This window comes from Alistipes sp. 56_sp_Nov_56_25, from assembly GCF_001915285.1.
In the GTDB taxonomy this organism is placed as follows: domain Bacteria; phylum Bacteroidota; class Bacteroidia; order Bacteroidales; family Rikenellaceae; genus Alistipes; species Alistipes shahii.
In genome coordinates this window covers 82,426-97,858 of record NZ_MNQF01000001.1, presented here as the reverse complement: position 1 = coordinate 97,858, position 15,433 = coordinate 82,426, and the positions used below count along the sequence as shown (strand labels likewise).

Sequence of the window (15,433 nt, the reverse complement as noted above, 5' to 3'; positions counted from 1 at the left end):
CATTAATGACGAAGCGGAAGCGGCGTAAAACGGCTTCTTGCGAAATCCGATTTAATTCCTATCTTTGCCTCACCGGTTGATCCACAGATGACAATTTGCATCCGGCGGCACCGATTTTACCTCACAATCGTTATCCCAAACAGTACCACGAAGGTGAAAAGCAGGGTTTTATATCGCGTATATCACGCTGCAAAACGACACCGGACGGTAAAAACAGAAAAGACGTTAAATCTGCGTTACACACCCTAATATGTCCGAACTATACGAACTTTTCAGCCAGCACCCCCGTATCTCGACCGACACGCGCCGGATCGAGCCGGACTCCATCTTCTTCGCCCTGCGGGGCGATACCTTCGACGGCAACCGTTTCGTCGCCGAAGCGCTCGAAAAAGGCGCGGCCTACGCCGTCTCCGACGATCCGCAGGTCGCCGCTTCCGACGAGCGGCAGCGCATCGTGCTCGTCGACGACACGCTGAAAGCCTTGCAGGACCTTGCCCGCTGCCACCGCCGGGCGCTCGGAATCCCGATCCTCGCCATCTCGGGCAGCAACGGCAAAACCACCACGAAAGAGCTTGTCAGCCGCGTGCTGGCCGAGCGGTTCGAGGTCTACGCCACCCGCGGCAACCTCAACAACCACATCGGCGTGCCGCTGACGTTGCTCGCCATGACCCGCGACACGGAGTTCGGCGTGGTGGAGATGGGCGCGAGCGCCTGCGGCGAACTGGCTCTGCTGGCATCGGTCGCCGAGCCGAACTACGGCATCCTGACCAACATCGGCCTGGCGCACCTCGAAGGTTTCGGCGGACCGGAGGGGGTTCGCCGCGGCAAGGGCGAACTGTTCGACTTCCTCGCGGCGAACGGAGGCCACGCCTTCGTCCCGGCCGACGACGAAATCCTGACGGGCATGGCCGCCGAACGCGATTCGCTGGCCGCCGAATATTACTCCGCATCGCTGGCCGACGGCATCGAAAACCATCTGGAAGGCAGCTACAACCGATTCAACATCGCGGCCGCCGTCGCCGTGGGACGCTATTTCGACGTTCCCGACGAACGCATCCGCCACGCCATCGCCGGCTATGTTCCCGACAACAACCGCTCGCAGCGCATCGGAACGTCCCGCAACACGCTCGTCGCCGACTGCTACAACGCCAACCCGTCGAGCATGCGGGCTTCGGTCGGGAATTTTCTCGCCGAGCCGCTCGAAGAGCGTCAGCGCCGGGTGCTGATTCTGGGCGACATGCTCGAACTGGGCGACTGGTCCGAACGCGAACACGCCGCAATCATCGAGATGGCCGCACAGGCCCCCGAAGCGGAACTGCTGCTCGTAGGTCCGGAATTCGCCAAGGCCTACGACGGACTCGCGGAAAAGCCGGCCAACGTCACGCTCTGCCCCACGCGCGACGACCTGATCTCGCTGCTGAAAGTCTCCCCCGTGGAGCACTCCCTCGTGCTGGTCAAAGGTTCGCACGGCATGGGGCTGGAGCAGGCGCTGGAGGCGCTCTGACCGTCCCCGGAAACCGCCCCGGAGACTGCACCCGGAGACCGTCCCCGGAAACCGCCCCGGAGACTGCACCCGGAGACTGCACCCGGAACCGCACCCGAAAACAACCGAAAACAACCGAAACAAACCGACCCAAAATAAACGGACCATGAAAAAACTACTCGCAACTCTCCCCCTGCTGGCACTGCTCTCCTGCACCGGCATTCCCCCGCAGCATGCTCTCTCGCATTTCGACTGGACGGAACCCGCCGACCCGCAGGGAGAGAAACCCGAAACCTGGAACGGAGTCGAAAAACCGATCGTCACGTTCGGCTCGACGGATGTCCGCTATCCCCGCGCGACACCCTGCGCAGCAGCCGTGACGGATCAGACGACCCTCACGGGCTGGCGCGGCGAGAAGGTCTCGGCCCAGGCTGTCATCTCCGCTCCCGCGGCTGTCGGCGGCCTGACCTGCACCGTGGGCGACTTCGTTGCGGACAACGGCGCGAAGCTCCCCGGCATCGCCCGCGCACGCTTCGTCAAATACGTCGTCAGCGACCGCTTTCTGACCGACCAACCCTGCGGCGCACGGCCGGAGAACAACCCGGCGCACCTCGAAGCGGACCTGCTCGACGAGGCGGCTTCATGCGACGTGCCCGCCCGGTCGACCCGTCCCGTCTGGATCACGGTAGACATCCCGCGCGACGCCACCCCCGGCCGCTACACGGCTCCGGTTGCGGTAAAGGGCGAAGGCGTCGCAGAAACGCTGACGCTGCACCTGAACGTCACGGAACGCACCCTGCCCGCGCCTTCGGAGTGGACCTACACCTCGACCTGTGGCAGCATCCGGCGGCCGTGGCCCGCGCCGAAGGGGTAGAGGTCTGGAGCGACGAGCATTTCGAACGGATGCGGCCGACGATGCGGCAGCTCGCAGACGCCGGGCAGAAAGTCATCACGGCAACGCTCAACAAGGACCCCTGGAACAACCAGTGCTACGACGCCTACGCCGATATGATCGTCTGGACGCGCCTGGCCGACGGCACGTGGGAGTATGACTTCACGGTCTTCGACCGCTGGGTGCGGTTCATGCTCGACCTGGGCGTCGGCAAGTACGTCAACTGCTATTCGATGCTGCCGTGGAACAACATGCTCCACTACAAGGATGCCGCGACGGGCGAATTCGTCGACGTCAAGGCCGATCCGGGCACGCCGGCCTTCCGCGAAATGTGGGGCCCGTTCCTGCCCGCCTTCGTCGGTCACCTCCGCGAAAAAGGATGGCTCGGCATCACCAACATCGCTATGGACGAGCGTTCGCCCGAGGTGATGGCCGCCGCGACCGCCCTGCTGAAGGAGGTCGCGCCCGAACTGGGCATCGCATTGGCCGACAACCACAAGATCTTCAAACAGTATCCCTACATCAAGGACATGTGCGCCAGCATCTTCGGCCCGATCGAACAGACGGACATCGTCCAGCGCCGCAGCAAGGGGCTGACGACCACCTTCTACGTCTGCTGTTCGTCGGGATTCCCGAACACCTACACCTCGTCGGCGCCGGCCGAGGCGACCTATTTGAGCTGGTACGCCGCCGCCGAGGATTACGACGGATTCCTGCGCTGGGCCTACAACTCGTGGGTCGAGGACCCGATCCGCGACTCGCGGTTCCGGAAATGGGCCGCCGGCGACACCTACCTCGTCTATCCCGAAGGCCGCTCGTCGATCCGTTTCGAACGCCTCGTCGAAGGCATCCAGGACTGGGAGAAAATCCGGTTGCTGAAAACGGAATTCAGCGGCGACGATGCGAAACTGCAAACCCTCCACGACCTGCTGGAGCCGTTCCGTTCGTCGGTCGCCTTCGACGGTTGGGAGCAGACCCTGCGCAATGCCCGCGCGACGCTGAATACGCTCTGATCCGCCGGACGGTCCGCAATACGGCATAAAAAGAGGTCCCGACAACCCGATTTTCAGACAGGTTGCCGGGACTTTTCGTGCATTCTTGCGAAAAAATCGTTATTTTTGTCCGATTTAACTCATAAACCCCAAACGATGACTCTCAACGAATATCAGCAGCACGCCCTCGAAACGGCGATCTACCCCGACGACCGCCGCATCATCTACCCCACGCTCGGACTTACGGGCGAAGCGGGCGAAGTGGCCGACAAGGTCAAAAAAGTGATCCGCGACGCCCACGAGGAGTTCACCCCCGAGAAGAAACTCGAAATCGTCAAGGAGATCGGCGACGTCATGTGGTACTGCGCCACCCTCGCCCGCGACCTGGGCTACGAACTGGACGACGTGGCGCAGATGAACGTAGACAAACTCCGCTCGCGCATGCAGCGCAACCACCTGACGGGCAGCGGCGACAACCGCTAATCGTTCGGCAAAACCGAACGATTGCAATTCAGAATCAGAATCAGAATTCAAAATTCATAATCATACATGGAACCCGAAAAAATCCAAACTTCGCTGCCCGAAAACGCCTACCGCGAACTCAAGCCGGGCGAAGAGTACACGCCCGTGATGCCGGCTTCGTCCAACCCGAAGGAGGTGACGCCCTACTCGGTCACGATGGGCGTCGTCATGGCCGTCGTCTTCTCGGCCGCCGCGGCCTTTCTCGGCCTCAAGGTCGGGCAGGTCTTCGAAGCGGCCATCCCAATCGCCATCATCGCCGTGGGCATGGGCTCGGTGCTGGGCAAAAAGAACATGCTGGGGCAGAACGTCATCATCCAGTCGATCGGCGCCTCGTCGGGCGTGATCGTCGCCGGAGCCATCTTCACCCTCCCGGCGCTCTACATTCTAGGCCTCGACGCCGCTTTCTGGCAGGTGTTCCTCTCGTCGCTGTTCGGCGGCCTGCTGGGCATCGTTCTGCTGATCCCCTTCCGCAAATACTTCGTCAAGGAGATGCACGGCAAATATCCCTTCCCCGAGGCCACGGCGACCACCGAGGTCCTCGTTTCGGGCGAGAAGGGCGGCTCGCAGGCCAAACTGCTGGCCGTCGCGGGACTCGTGGGCGGATTGTACGACTTCGTCGTCGGTACGTTCGGACTGTGGACCGAGTCGGTCTCGACGCGCATCTGCGAATGGGGCGCAGTCGCCGCCGACAAGTTCAAGGTGGTCTTCGGGCTGAACACCTCGGCCGCCGTGCTGGGTCTGGGGTATATCATCGGCCTGAAATACGCCATGATCATCACCGCCGGCTCGTGCCTCGTCTGGTTCGTGATCGTCCCGGTGATCGGCTCGCTGGCCGAAGCGGTCGATCCCGCCGCGATGCTCTCGCTGCTGGGCGTCACACGCGCCGACATCGTCGCCGACCCGCAGTCGATCTTCACCGCCGAAAACCTCTTCGCCTTCATCGGCAAGCCGATCGGCATCGGCGGCATCGCCATGGCGGGCATCATCGGCATCATCCGCCAGTCGAAGATCATCCGCCAGGCCGTAGGCCTCGCGGTCTCGGAGTTCGGAGGCGGCAAAAGCGCCGCCGCGGCCCCCGAGCGCACGCAGCGCGACATCTCGATGAAGCGCATCCTCACCATCCTGATCGCCACGCTCATTTCGGTCTTCGTCTTCTTCCACTTCGGGCTGCTCGACGGCTGGGTGCAGTCCGTCACGGCCATTCTGATCGTCTTCATCATCGCGTTCCTCTTCACGACCGTCGCGGCCAACGCCATCGCCATCGTGGGAACGAACCCCGTCTCGGGCATGACGCTGATGACGCTGATCCTCTCGTCGCTGGTGCTGGTGAGCGTGGGGCTGAGCGGCACGACGGGCATGACCGCCGCGCTGGTGATCGGCGGCGTGGTCTGCACGGCCCTGTCGATGGCCGGCGGCTTCATCACCGACCTCAAGATCGGCTACTGGCTCGGCACGACGCCCCGAAAGCAGGAGGCCTGGAAATTCCTCGGCACGTTCGTTGCTGCGGCAACCGTGGCCGGGGTGATGATCATCCTCAACAAATCCTACGGATTCGTGGGCGAAGGGGCGCTGGTGGCTCCGCAGGCCAACGCCATGGCGGCGGTGATCCAGCCCCTGATGACCGGCGGCCAGACCCCGTGGATGCTCTATTTCTGCGGCGCGGCGCTGGCCCTTGTGCTCACGTCGATCGGCGTCCCGGCCCTCGCCTTCGCGCTGGGCATGTTCATCCCCATGGAGCTGAACGCCCCGCTGGTGGTGGGCGGACTGGTGGCCTGGTTCGTCTCCGGCCGCTCGAAAGACGAGGGTCTGAACAAAGCCCGCTTCGACCGCGGCACGCTGATCGCCTCGGGCTTCATCGCCGGCGGCGCGCTGATGGGCGTGGTGAGCGCCGTGCTGAAATTCGTCGGCGTGGACTGGTTCCTCTCCGGCTGGGCCTCGTCGAACGCCGCCGAATGGACGGGCCTTGCGATGTACCTCGTTTTGATCGGCTACTTCGCCTGGCACACCCTGCGGGCCAAAAAGGAAGAATAACATTTAATCTGCAACGACAATGGACTTGAAAGAACGTTTTCTGAAATACGTCTCCTACGACACCCAGTCGTCGGAGGAGAGCACGACATTCCCCTCGACCGAAAAACAGAAGGTCCTCCTGGCGGCCCTGCGCGACGAGATGGAGGCCCTGGGCATGACCGAGGTCACGATGGACCAGTACGGCTACGTGATGGGCACCGTCCCCGCCTCGAAAGGGTGCGAGAACGCCCCCGTCATCGGCTTCATCGCCCACGTCGACACCTCGCCCGACATGAGCGGCAAGGAGGTGAAACCCCGCGTGATCGACGAGTACGACGGCGGCGACATCGCCCTGAACGGCCAGCTGACGATGCGGGTTGCGGACTTCCCCGAGCTGGCCTTCTTCAAGGGCCACACCCTGATCCACACCGACGGCACGACGCTGCTGGGCGCCGACGACAAGGCCGGCGTGGCGGAGATTATGACCGCCGCGGAATACCTCATGGCGCACCCCGAGGTGAAACACGGCAAGATCCGCATCGGCTTCACCCCCGACGAGGAGGTGGGCCGCGGCGTGGATTTCTTCGACGTGAAGGCCTTCGGCGCCGATTTCGCCTACACGGTCGACGGCGGCATGGAGGGCGAACTGGAGTATGAAAACTTCAACGCCGCGAGCGCGAAGGTCGAGATTCAGGGCCGCAACGTCCATCCGGGCTACGCCAAGAACAAAATGATCAATGCCATCGACGTGGCGTGCGAACTTCAGGGGTTGCTGCCCGCCTCGCAGCGTCCGCAGTTCACCGAGGGTTACGAGGGATTCTACCACTGCGTAGGGCTGAACGGCACGGTCGAGAACGCTTCGGTCAGTTACATCATCCGCGACCACGACGCCGAGAAGTTCGAGCAGAAAAAGGTCTTCATGTGGGCCGCAGTCGACCTGCTGAAAAAGAAATACGGCGACCAGGTCGTGACCCTCACGCTCAAGGATCAGTACTACAACATGCGCAAGATGGTCGAGCCGCACCCGCAGGTGATCGACAAGGCTCTGAAAGCGATGGAGATGGCCGGCGTGAAACCCCTCGTGCGGCCCATTCGCGGCGGCACGGACGGCGCGCGCCTCTCGTTCATGGGCCTGCCGTGCCCCAACCTCTTCACCGGAGGCATGAATTTCCACGGCAAGTTCGAATACTGCTCGCTCACGACGATGCGCAAGGCCCAGCAGGTGATCCTGAATCTGGCGGTTCTTTGGTCTGAATAGCCCGAAGAACAATTAAAAATCACGAAGTCTATGGACAATTTCGGTTTTCTCAAGGTGGCGGCGGCCGTTCCGCACGTGCGGGTCGCCGACTGCGACTACAACACCGAACGGATGGCGGCGATGGCCGAGGAGGCCGCCCGGCGGGGCGTCGAGATCGTGGCGTTCCCCGAACTGGGCGTCACGGCCTACACCTGCGGCGACCTCCTGTTGCAGCAGACGCTGCTCGACGCGGCCGACGAGGCGTTGGAACGCCTGGTGCGCGCCACGCGCAAACTCCCCCTCACGCTGATCGCAGGCGCTCCCCTGCGCCACGGGTCGACGCTCTACAACTGCGCCGTGGTCTTCACGCAAGGCAAAGTGCTGGGCGTGGTTCCCAAAACCTATATCCCCGACTACGGGGAGTTCTACGAAAACCGCTGGTTCGCGTCGGGCGCCGGGATTTCCGACGAGCATATCGCCGTCGCGGGGCAGCAGGCCGACTTCGGCGCCGACCTCACGTTCGAAGTCAACGGCGCGGAGTTCGGCATCGAGATCTGCGAGGACCTCTGGACCGCCGCACCGCCCTCGTCGCAGCTGGCGCTCAACGGCGCGAAGGTGATCTTCAACCTCTCGGCATCGCCCGAATCGGTCGGCAAACACGCCTACCTGCGGCAGTTGGTGGCCCAGCAGTCGGGACGCGCGATTGCGGCCTATGTCTACTGCTCGGCGGGCTTCGGCGAATCGACCACCGACCTCGTGTTCGCCGGCAACGCCGTCATCGCCGAAAACGGCTGCATTCTGCGCGAAGCCGCGCGCTTCTCGCCCGACGAACAGCTGGTCGTCGCCGACGTGGACATCGAGCGGCTGGAGTTCGAACGCCGCCGCAACACCTCGTTCCGCGCGAACGAAGGGGCCACGGAGAACACCGTGATCGAAATGGAGATTCCCGAGGGGCTTCGCGGCGTGGCGCTCGACCGCGACATCGACCCGATGCCGTTCGTACCCAAGGACGAAGCCGACCGCAGCGAACGCTGCGAGGAGATTTTCCGGATACAGTCGCACGGACTTGCGCAGCGGATGGTTCACACCCGCTCCGAAAAGGCCGTCGTCGGGATTTCGGGCGGCCTGGACTCGACGCTCGCACTGCTCGTGACGGCCCGGACCTTCGATTTCCTGCACCTCGACCGCGCGGGCATCATCGGCATCACGATGCCCGGATTCGGGACCACCGACCGCACCTACAACAATGCGCTGGAGCTGATGCGCGGACTGGGCGTGACGATCCGCGAAATCCCGATCCGCGACGCCTGCACGCAGCATTTTCAGGATATAGGCCTCGACCCCGGCTGCCGGGGCGCGGCCTACGAAAACGCCCAGGCGCGCGAACGCACGCAAATCCTGATGGACGTGGCCAACATGGAGGGCGGACTGGTCATCGGCACGGGCGACCTGTCGGAACTGGCGCTGGGCTGGGCGACCTACAACGGCGACCAGATGTCGATGTACGGCGTCAACGCCTCGGTTCCCAAGACGCTGGTGCGCCACCTCGTGAAGTGGGCCGCCGCGACGGAACAGGACGCCGCGACGCGCGCCACGCTGCTCGACATCATCGACACGCCCGTCAGCCCCGAACTGCTCCCGGCCGACGCCGAGGGCCGGATCGCCCAGAAGACCGAGGACCTCGTGGGGCCTTACGAACTCCATGACTTCTTCCTCTACAACTTCCTCCGCGCGGGTTACGGTCCTGCGAAAATCCTGCTGCTGGCCGAACAGGCCTTCGACAGAAGTTACGACCGCGCCGCGATTCTCCGGTGGCTCACGGTCTTCGTCCGCCGTTTCTTCACCCAGCAATTCAAACGTTCGGCCATGCCCGACGGACCGAAAGTCGGCTCGGTGACGCTCTCGCCCCGCGGCGACTGGCGCATGCCCTCCGACGCCTCGGCAGCGGCATGGCTGCGCGAACTCGACATGTTATAACATAGATCCAATGAAGAAACTCCTGTTATTCACAGCATCCCTGCTCCTGCTCGGCGGCACGACCTCCTCGGCGCAGGACTGGAAAGAGGCCCTGAAAAAAGCCGCCACGGCGGCCGCCGACAAAGCCACCGACGGCAAGCTGACCCAATATGCTCTTGCCGGAACGTGGAACTACACGGGTCCGGGCGTCAAGTTCGAAGGAGGCGACATCGCTTCGGAGGTCGGGGGCGCGGCGCTCGAAACCGCCGTCGTCAAACAGCTCGAAAAGGCCTATGCCAAGGCGGGCATCCGCCCCGGCGCCGGAACGTTCACCTTCGGCAAGGACGACGACGCCTTCACCGCCACGCTCGGCTCCCACACCCTCTCGGGAACCTACGAATACGACGCCCCGACACACGTCGTGACGCTCCATTTCGCCAAGGGCAAGCTCAACCTGGGTTCGGTTCCCGGCCACGCCTACATCAGCGGGCAGGAACTGGTGCTGGTCTTCCCGGTCACCAGACTCGTCGAGGTCGTCACGGCGCTCGGCAGCAAAGTCTCCTATTTTTCGACGGCCACGACGCTGCTGTCGAAATACAAGAACGTCTACGTCGGCTTCGCCTTTTCGAAATAATACGGGCTTCCCGGCGGGAAAAGCCGAAAAAAATTTGAAAAAATTTCGATGACGGATTTACTGCAAATCCGTCATTTTTCGTTACGGATTTTCATTCCCGAAGTCCAACCTCCTCGCAGACAGTAAGCAAATTCGGGGAGCGGATAAATAAAATATTTTACGAAATTCTTAAATAAGTTGCAAAACTCCGATAAATGTTCTATTTTTAGGGGCGAGAAACAAATACAAACCCCCTCAAAATCGAATCGCTTATGAACGAACAAGCCCAACAGTACGTCGAAGACTTCATGGCCCGGCTGATTGCACGCAATCCCGGAGAGCCGGAATTCCATCAGGCCGTCCGCGAGGTGGCCGAATCGCTGGCCCCGCACATCGTGACCAGCCCGATCCTGCAAAAGATGAAGGTGCTGGAACGCATTGCCGAACCCGAGCGCGTGATTATTTTCCGCGTGCCGTGGCTCAACGACAAAGGCGAAATCGAAATCAACCGCGGCTACCGCATCCAGATGAACAGCGCCATCGGCCCCTACAAGGGCGGGATCCGCTTCCACCCCTCGGTGAACCTCTCGATCCTCAAGTTCCTGGCTTTCGAGCAGACCTTCAAGAACAGCCTCACGACGCTCCCGATGGGCGGCGGCAAGGGCGGCTCGGACTTCAACCCGAAAGGCAAGTCGGACAATGAGGTGATGAAATTCTGCCAGTCGTTTATGACCGAGCTGCAACGTCACATCGGACAGGACACCGACGTTCCGGCGGGCGACATCGGCGTCGGCGGCCGCGAAATCGGCTTCATGTTCGGCCAGTACAAGCGTCTGCGCGACGAATTCACCGGCACGCTCACCGGCAAGGGCCGCGACTGGGGCGGCAGCCCGCTGCGCCCCGAGGCCACGGGCTACGGAACCTGCTACTTCGCGCGGGAGATGCTCGCCACGCGCAACGACTCGTTCAAAGGGAAGACCGTCTGCATCTCCGGCTCGGGCAACGTCGCCCAGTACGCCTGCCAGAAGGCCACCGAACTGGGCGCCAAGGTAGTGACGCTCTCCGATTCGTCGGGCTACATCCACGATCCCGAAGGCATCAGCCCCGAGAAACTGGAATACGTCATGGAGCTGAAGAACATCTTCCGCGGCCGTATCAAGGAGTACGCGGAAAAATATCCGTCGGCAACCTACTACCCCGGCGAACGTCCGTGGGGCGTGAAGTGCGACATCGCCATGCCGTGCGCCACGCAGAACGAGCTGAACGGCGACGAGGCGCAGGCGTTGGTCGACAACGGCTGCATGTGCGTCGCCGAAGGCGCCAACATGCCCTCGACGCCCGACGCCATCCGGATTTTCCAGCAGCACAAGCTGCTCTACGCTCCGGGCAAGGCGGCCAACGCCGGCGGCGTCGCCACCTCGGGACTCGAAATGACCCAGAACTCGATACGCCTCACCTGGTCGCCCGAGGAGGTCGACGCGAAGCTGAAGTCCATCATGCAGAACATCCACGCGGTTTGCGTGCGCTACGGAACCCAGTCCGACGGTTACATCAACTACGTCGTGGGCGCCAACATCGGCGGCTTTATGAAGGTCGCCAACGCCATGCTCGCCCAGGGCTGCGTCTAACAGGCGGTACAACTACGAAAAACCGGCCGGAAACTGTTTCCGGCCGGTTTTCATTTTTTCGGGACGATTTACAGAAAAAGCACCGCGAGGACGGACACGGCGAAACCGCCGCAGAATCCGGCCAGCACCTGCCAGCCGTTGTGGCATCCGAGGTAGAGGCGCGCCGACGCGAGCGCCCCGGCGCAGAGGATGGCGACCATGAGGGGAACGAGCATGTTGCCCACGCCCACGACGTTCATCACCACCAGCAGCGCCACGACGGCCCCCATGCCCGTCAGGTGAAGGCTGATCTTCCAGTAGAACGACACCACGAGACACAGCACCTCGCAGCAGGCCGCGGCGACCATGAATTTACGCAGGAAAATCGCCGAAGGAATCTTCGCGATGGTGATGGCGCACAGCACGTAGCAGACGGCCCCGACGAGCAGCGGCAGGAAGCGTTCCCTGCGGTCGTCGATCCGGTAGTCCGAAATGCGGCCCAGCGAGCGCAGCACGCCGAGCGACAGCAGCGGAATGACGATCGCGTAGAGCGCCACCACCCACAGCAAATAGAACTTCACATTGGGAGGATAGTGCGAAAAGGCGGTCATCGTCAGCAGCACCGCCATCAGGTAGACGGGCAGCAGGAACGGATGCAGGACCCAGGATATGCCGGTAGCGATTTTTTTATAGTTCATTTCCAATTCTTTAATGCCCGCCGTTCAGACGGGCGTCATTGCGAGGAGGACTTTCAGTCCGACGCGGCGATCTGCGGATCATGTCGGAACCTCCCGACTATCCATCGGATTGCCACGCTCATTGCATTCGCCCGCAATGACCCGCCCGCTTAAAAAACGTTTTTCAAGGCAGGCAGCGCAGACCCGAATCCGATATCCGAAAGCCTGCCGCCCTTAAATCCCGCTTCTTAAGCGGGCTATATCTGTTTCCGAAGCCTTGCCACCGGTATTCCCAGCATCTCACGGTATTTGGCCACGGTGCGCCGGGCGATGCGGTAGCCCTTCGAATTGAGGATGTCCATCAGCGTCTCGTCGGTCAGCGGACGCCGCTTGTCCTCCTCGTCGATGCACTGCTGCAAGATGTTCTTGATCTCGTAGCTCGACACCTCCTCGCCCGAATCGGTCTGCATGGCCTCCGAGAAGAGCGATTTGAGGAGGATGATCCCGAACTGCGTCTGCACGTACTTGCTGTTCACCACGCGCGAGATGGTCGATACGTCCAGCCCCGTGCGGTCGGCGATGTCCTTGAGGATCATCGGCCGGAGTTTCGACTTGTCGCCGTCCTTGAAATACTCCTGCTGGTAGTCCAGGATGGTCTGCATCGTGCGCATCAGCGTGTCGTGCCGCTGCTTGATGGCCGAGATGAACCACTTCGCCGAGTCGATCTTGTTCTTCACGAACTGAATGGCCTCCTTGTCCTTCTCCCTGACCCGTCCGTCCGAACCCACCATTTCGCGGATCATCTCCATATAGCGGCGGTTGACGCGCACCTCGGGAACGTTGTAGGAGTTCAGCGAGAGGTTGAACCGCCCGTCCTGATAGTCGAGGATGAAATCCGGAATGATATAGGGCGTGGTGTCCGTGCCGCCCTCGGCGTAGAGGTTGCCGGGCTTGGGCGACAGGTGGCGGATCTCGGCGATCGCGTCGCGGAAATCGTCCTCGGATATTTGCAGCCGCGCCATCAGTTTCTCGTAGTGCTTCTTGACGAACTCGTCGAAATAGCTGGTCAGAATCTTCCTGGCCAGCCGCCGCGGACGGGTGTTGACCGGCATCTGCGCCATCTGCAACAGCAGGCATTCGCGCAGGTCGCGCGCGCCGATGCCCGCCGGCTCCAGTTCGTGAATGATTCCGAGCAGGCGTTCCAGCTCCCCGGCCGTCGTTTCAAGCCCCATCGTGAAGGCGATGTCGTCGGCCACGGACTCCAGATCGCGGCGCAGGTAGCCGTCCTCGTCGATGCTGCCGATCAGGTAGACCGCCAGCCGCAAGTCGCGCTCCGGAAGATTGCGGTAGCCCAGTTGCTCGACGAGATATTCCTGCAACGACCGTCCTTCGGTCAGATAGACCGGACGCTGCTTGTCGTCCTTCGAAAAGTTGTTGATGCGGCTCTTGTACGACGGCGTGTCGTCCTCCCGGAGGTATTCGTCGAAGGAGATCTGCTGGGGAGGCTGCTCCTCGTCCTCGGCCGAACGCTCCTCCTCTTCCAGCACGATATTGTCTTCGATCTCCTGTTTGATGCGCTGTTCGAGCTGCACGGCGGGCAGTTCCAGCAGCTTGATCATCTGTATCTGCTGCGGAGAGAGCTTCTGCTGAAGCGAAAGTACCTGTTTCTGATTAATAGCCATATTGGGTCCAAATTAAGAATTGTTCAGCATTCCGAATTTGGTCTCTTCATTTATCGGGTTTCAGGGTTTTCGAAAGTCGTTCAGGGCGGGCGGATTCCGGTTTTCGGGAAGTCGGGCGCGGCAGGAGCACACTCAAGTATGTGGCTGTCGCGGACGGCGAAGGAAGGCCGGAAGGCGCCGCACTCGGACGGCTTTCGTCAAAAGTCGGCGTGCTGGGGCGTCCGCGGGAACGGCTGCACGTCACGGATGTTGGTCATGCCCGTCACGAAAAGCAGCAGGCGGTCGAAGCCCAGGCCGAAGCCCGAGTGCGGTGCCGAACCCCAGCGGCGGGTATCGAGATACCACCAGAGTTCCTTCTCGTTCATGCCCAATTCGGCGACTCTCGCATGAAGTTTGCCATAATCGGCCTCTCGCTCCGAACCGCCGATGATTTCGCCGATTCCCGGGAACAATACGTCCATGGCGCGCACCGTCTTGCCGTCGTCGTTCTGCTTCATGTAGAAGGCCTTGATGTCCTTGGGGTAGTTGATCAGGATGACCGGACGCTTGAAGTGCTCCTCCACGAGGTAGCGCTCGTGCTCGGATTGCAGGTCGCAGCCCCAGTCGCAGGGGAATTCGAACTTGCGGCCCGAAGCCTTCAGAATCTCGATGCCTTCGGTGTAGTCGAGACGCTTGAAATCGTGCTCCAGCACAAAGTGCAGACGCTCCAGCAGCCCCTTGTCCCACATCTTGTTCATAAATTCGAGGTCTTCCATGCAGTTGTCCAGCGCATACCGGATGAGGTATTTGAGGAAATCCTCGGCCAGTTCCATGTTGTCCTCCAGTTCGAAGAAGGCCGCTTCCGGCTCGATCATCCAGAACTCCGACGCATGGCGCGGGGTGTTCGAGTTTTCGGCACGGAACGTGGGGCCGAAGGTGTAGATGCGGCCCAGCGAGAGTGCGCCCAGCTCGCCTTCGAGCTGGCCCGACACCGTGAGGTTGCACGCCTTGCCGAAGAAGTCCTGCGCGTAGTCGACCGCCCCCTCCCCGGTCCGGGGCAGGTTGTTCATATCGAGCGTCGTCACCTGGAACATCGCGCCGGCGCCTTCGCAGTCCGAAGCCGTGATGATCGGGGTGTGGAAATAGTAGAATCCGTGTTTGTTGAAATATTCGTGGATGGCGTAAGCCATGGCGTGACGGATGCGGAGCACCGCGCCGAACGTGTTGGTGCGCGGACGCAGGTAGGCGATTTCGCGCAGAAACTCCAGCGAATGCCCCTTCTTCTGCAGGGGATAGCTCTCGGGGTCGGCCGTACCGTAAACCTCGATTTTTTCGGCCTGCACCTCGACGCCCTGCCCCGCGCCCGGCGAAGCCACCAGACGGCCGTCGACGCGGAGACAGGCGCCCGTGGTCACGGGCTTGAGCTGCTCCTCGGAGATTTTGGCCAGATCGACCACCACCTGTATATTACCTACGCACGACCCGTCGTTCAGGGCGATGAACGCCACGTTCTTGTTACCGCGCTTGGTGCGCACCCAGCCTTTTACGACGACGTCGGTATCGACAGCGTCCGATTTCAGGATTTCTACGATTCTCTGCGTTTTCATATCTCGATTTTGTCTGTGTTTCCAGTCGTTTTTTCTGAATTGACAAAGTTAACGATTATTTGCGATTTGTCAAAAAAAAAGTACCTTTGGTGCCGTAACGACACTTCCATGCGTCGGAATGTTTCACCGGGCCGCATGCAATTCCGTTTTGAACCCATTCAACTTTTTTGTACCTT

12 protein-coding genes are annotated in these 15,433 nt (G+C 61.6%); 9 read left to right on the top strand and 3 right to left on the bottom strand.

Annotation, left to right across the window (positions count from 1 at the left end):
• Window positions 1–250: 250 nt before the first annotated feature.
• From BHV64_RS00330 to gdhA, 9 genes are all read left to right on the top strand, one after another.
• Window positions 251–1,504 (top strand): UDP-N-acetylmuramoyl-tripeptide--D-alanyl-D-alanine ligase, encoded by a 1,254-nt coding sequence (locus tag BHV64_RS00330; RefSeq protein ID WP_217727261.1) that lies wholly within the window; start codon window positions 251–253, stop codon window positions 1,502–1,504.
• A 145-nt stretch (window positions 1,505–1,649) separates the two neighbouring features.
• Window positions 1,650–2,357, top strand: a complete 708-nt coding sequence (locus BHV64_RS00325) for a hypothetical protein (RefSeq protein WP_288115441.1) — start codon at window positions 1,650–1,652, stop codon at window positions 2,355–2,357.
• Complete coding sequence (locus tag BHV64_RS00320; RefSeq protein WP_288115439.1) at window positions 2,297–3,388, top strand: DUF4091 domain-containing protein; 1,092 nt, start codon at window positions 2,297–2,299, stop codon at window positions 3,386–3,388. Before BHV64_RS00325 ends, BHV64_RS00320 begins: the two co-directional genes overlap by 61 nt.
• Window positions 3,389–3,523: 135 nt before the next feature.
• On the top strand, window positions 3,524–3,850 hold the full coding sequence (locus BHV64_RS00315) for a nucleoside triphosphate pyrophosphohydrolase family protein (protein ID WP_015547944.1): 327 nt from the start codon (window positions 3,524–3,526) through the stop codon (window positions 3,848–3,850).
• Window positions 3,851–3,916: 66 nt separating this feature from the next.
• Window positions 3,917–5,920: an OPT family oligopeptide transporter gene (locus BHV64_RS00310; RefSeq protein ID WP_138265958.1), complete on the top strand. Its 2,004-nt coding sequence runs from the start codon at window positions 3,917–3,919 to the stop codon at window positions 5,918–5,920.
• A gap of 19 nt (window positions 5,921–5,939) precedes the next feature.
• Window positions 5,940–7,157: a peptidase T gene (gene pepT / locus BHV64_RS00305; RefSeq protein WP_015547946.1), complete on the top strand. Its 1,218-nt coding sequence runs from the start codon at window positions 5,940–5,942 to the stop codon at window positions 7,155–7,157.
• A gap of 30 nt (window positions 7,158–7,187) precedes the next feature.
• Entirely contained in the window at window positions 7,188–9,113 is a 1,926-nt protein-coding gene (locus BHV64_RS00300) for an NAD(+) synthase (protein ID WP_217727259.1), read from the top strand.
• A gap of 10 nt (window positions 9,114–9,123) precedes the next feature.
• Window positions 9,124–9,726 (top strand): DUF4923 family protein, encoded by a 603-nt coding sequence (locus BHV64_RS00295; RefSeq protein ID WP_015547948.1) that lies wholly within the window; start codon window positions 9,124–9,126, stop codon window positions 9,724–9,726.
• Between the two features lie 251 nt (window positions 9,727–9,977).
• Window positions 9,978–11,333, top strand: a complete 1,356-nt coding sequence (gene gdhA, locus BHV64_RS00290; RefSeq protein WP_217727258.1) for an NADP-specific glutamate dehydrogenase — start codon at window positions 9,978–9,980, stop codon at window positions 11,331–11,333.
• A 68-nt stretch (window positions 11,334–11,401) separates the two neighbouring features.
• Here the strand turns inward: gdhA and BHV64_RS00285 are convergent, their stop codons facing one another.
• The 3 genes from BHV64_RS00285 to asnS form a co-directional block, all read right to left on the bottom strand.
• Entirely contained in the window at window positions 11,402–12,010 is a 609-nt protein-coding gene (locus tag BHV64_RS00285) for a hypothetical protein (protein ID WP_015547950.1), read from the bottom strand.
• 236 nt (window positions 12,011–12,246) lie between these two features.
• Window positions 12,247–13,671, bottom strand: a complete 1,425-nt coding sequence (rpoN, locus tag BHV64_RS00280) for an RNA polymerase factor sigma-54 (protein WP_147620539.1) — start codon at window positions 13,669–13,671, stop codon at window positions 12,247–12,249.
• A gap of 197 nt (window positions 13,672–13,868) precedes the next feature.
• The gene (asnS, locus tag BHV64_RS00275) at window positions 13,869–15,257 is read right to left on the bottom strand and encodes an asparagine--tRNA ligase (RefSeq protein WP_015547951.1); all 1,389 of its coding nucleotides are present in this window, start codon (window positions 15,255–15,257) and stop codon (window positions 13,869–13,871) included.
• Window positions 15,258–15,433: the final 176 nt, after the last annotated feature.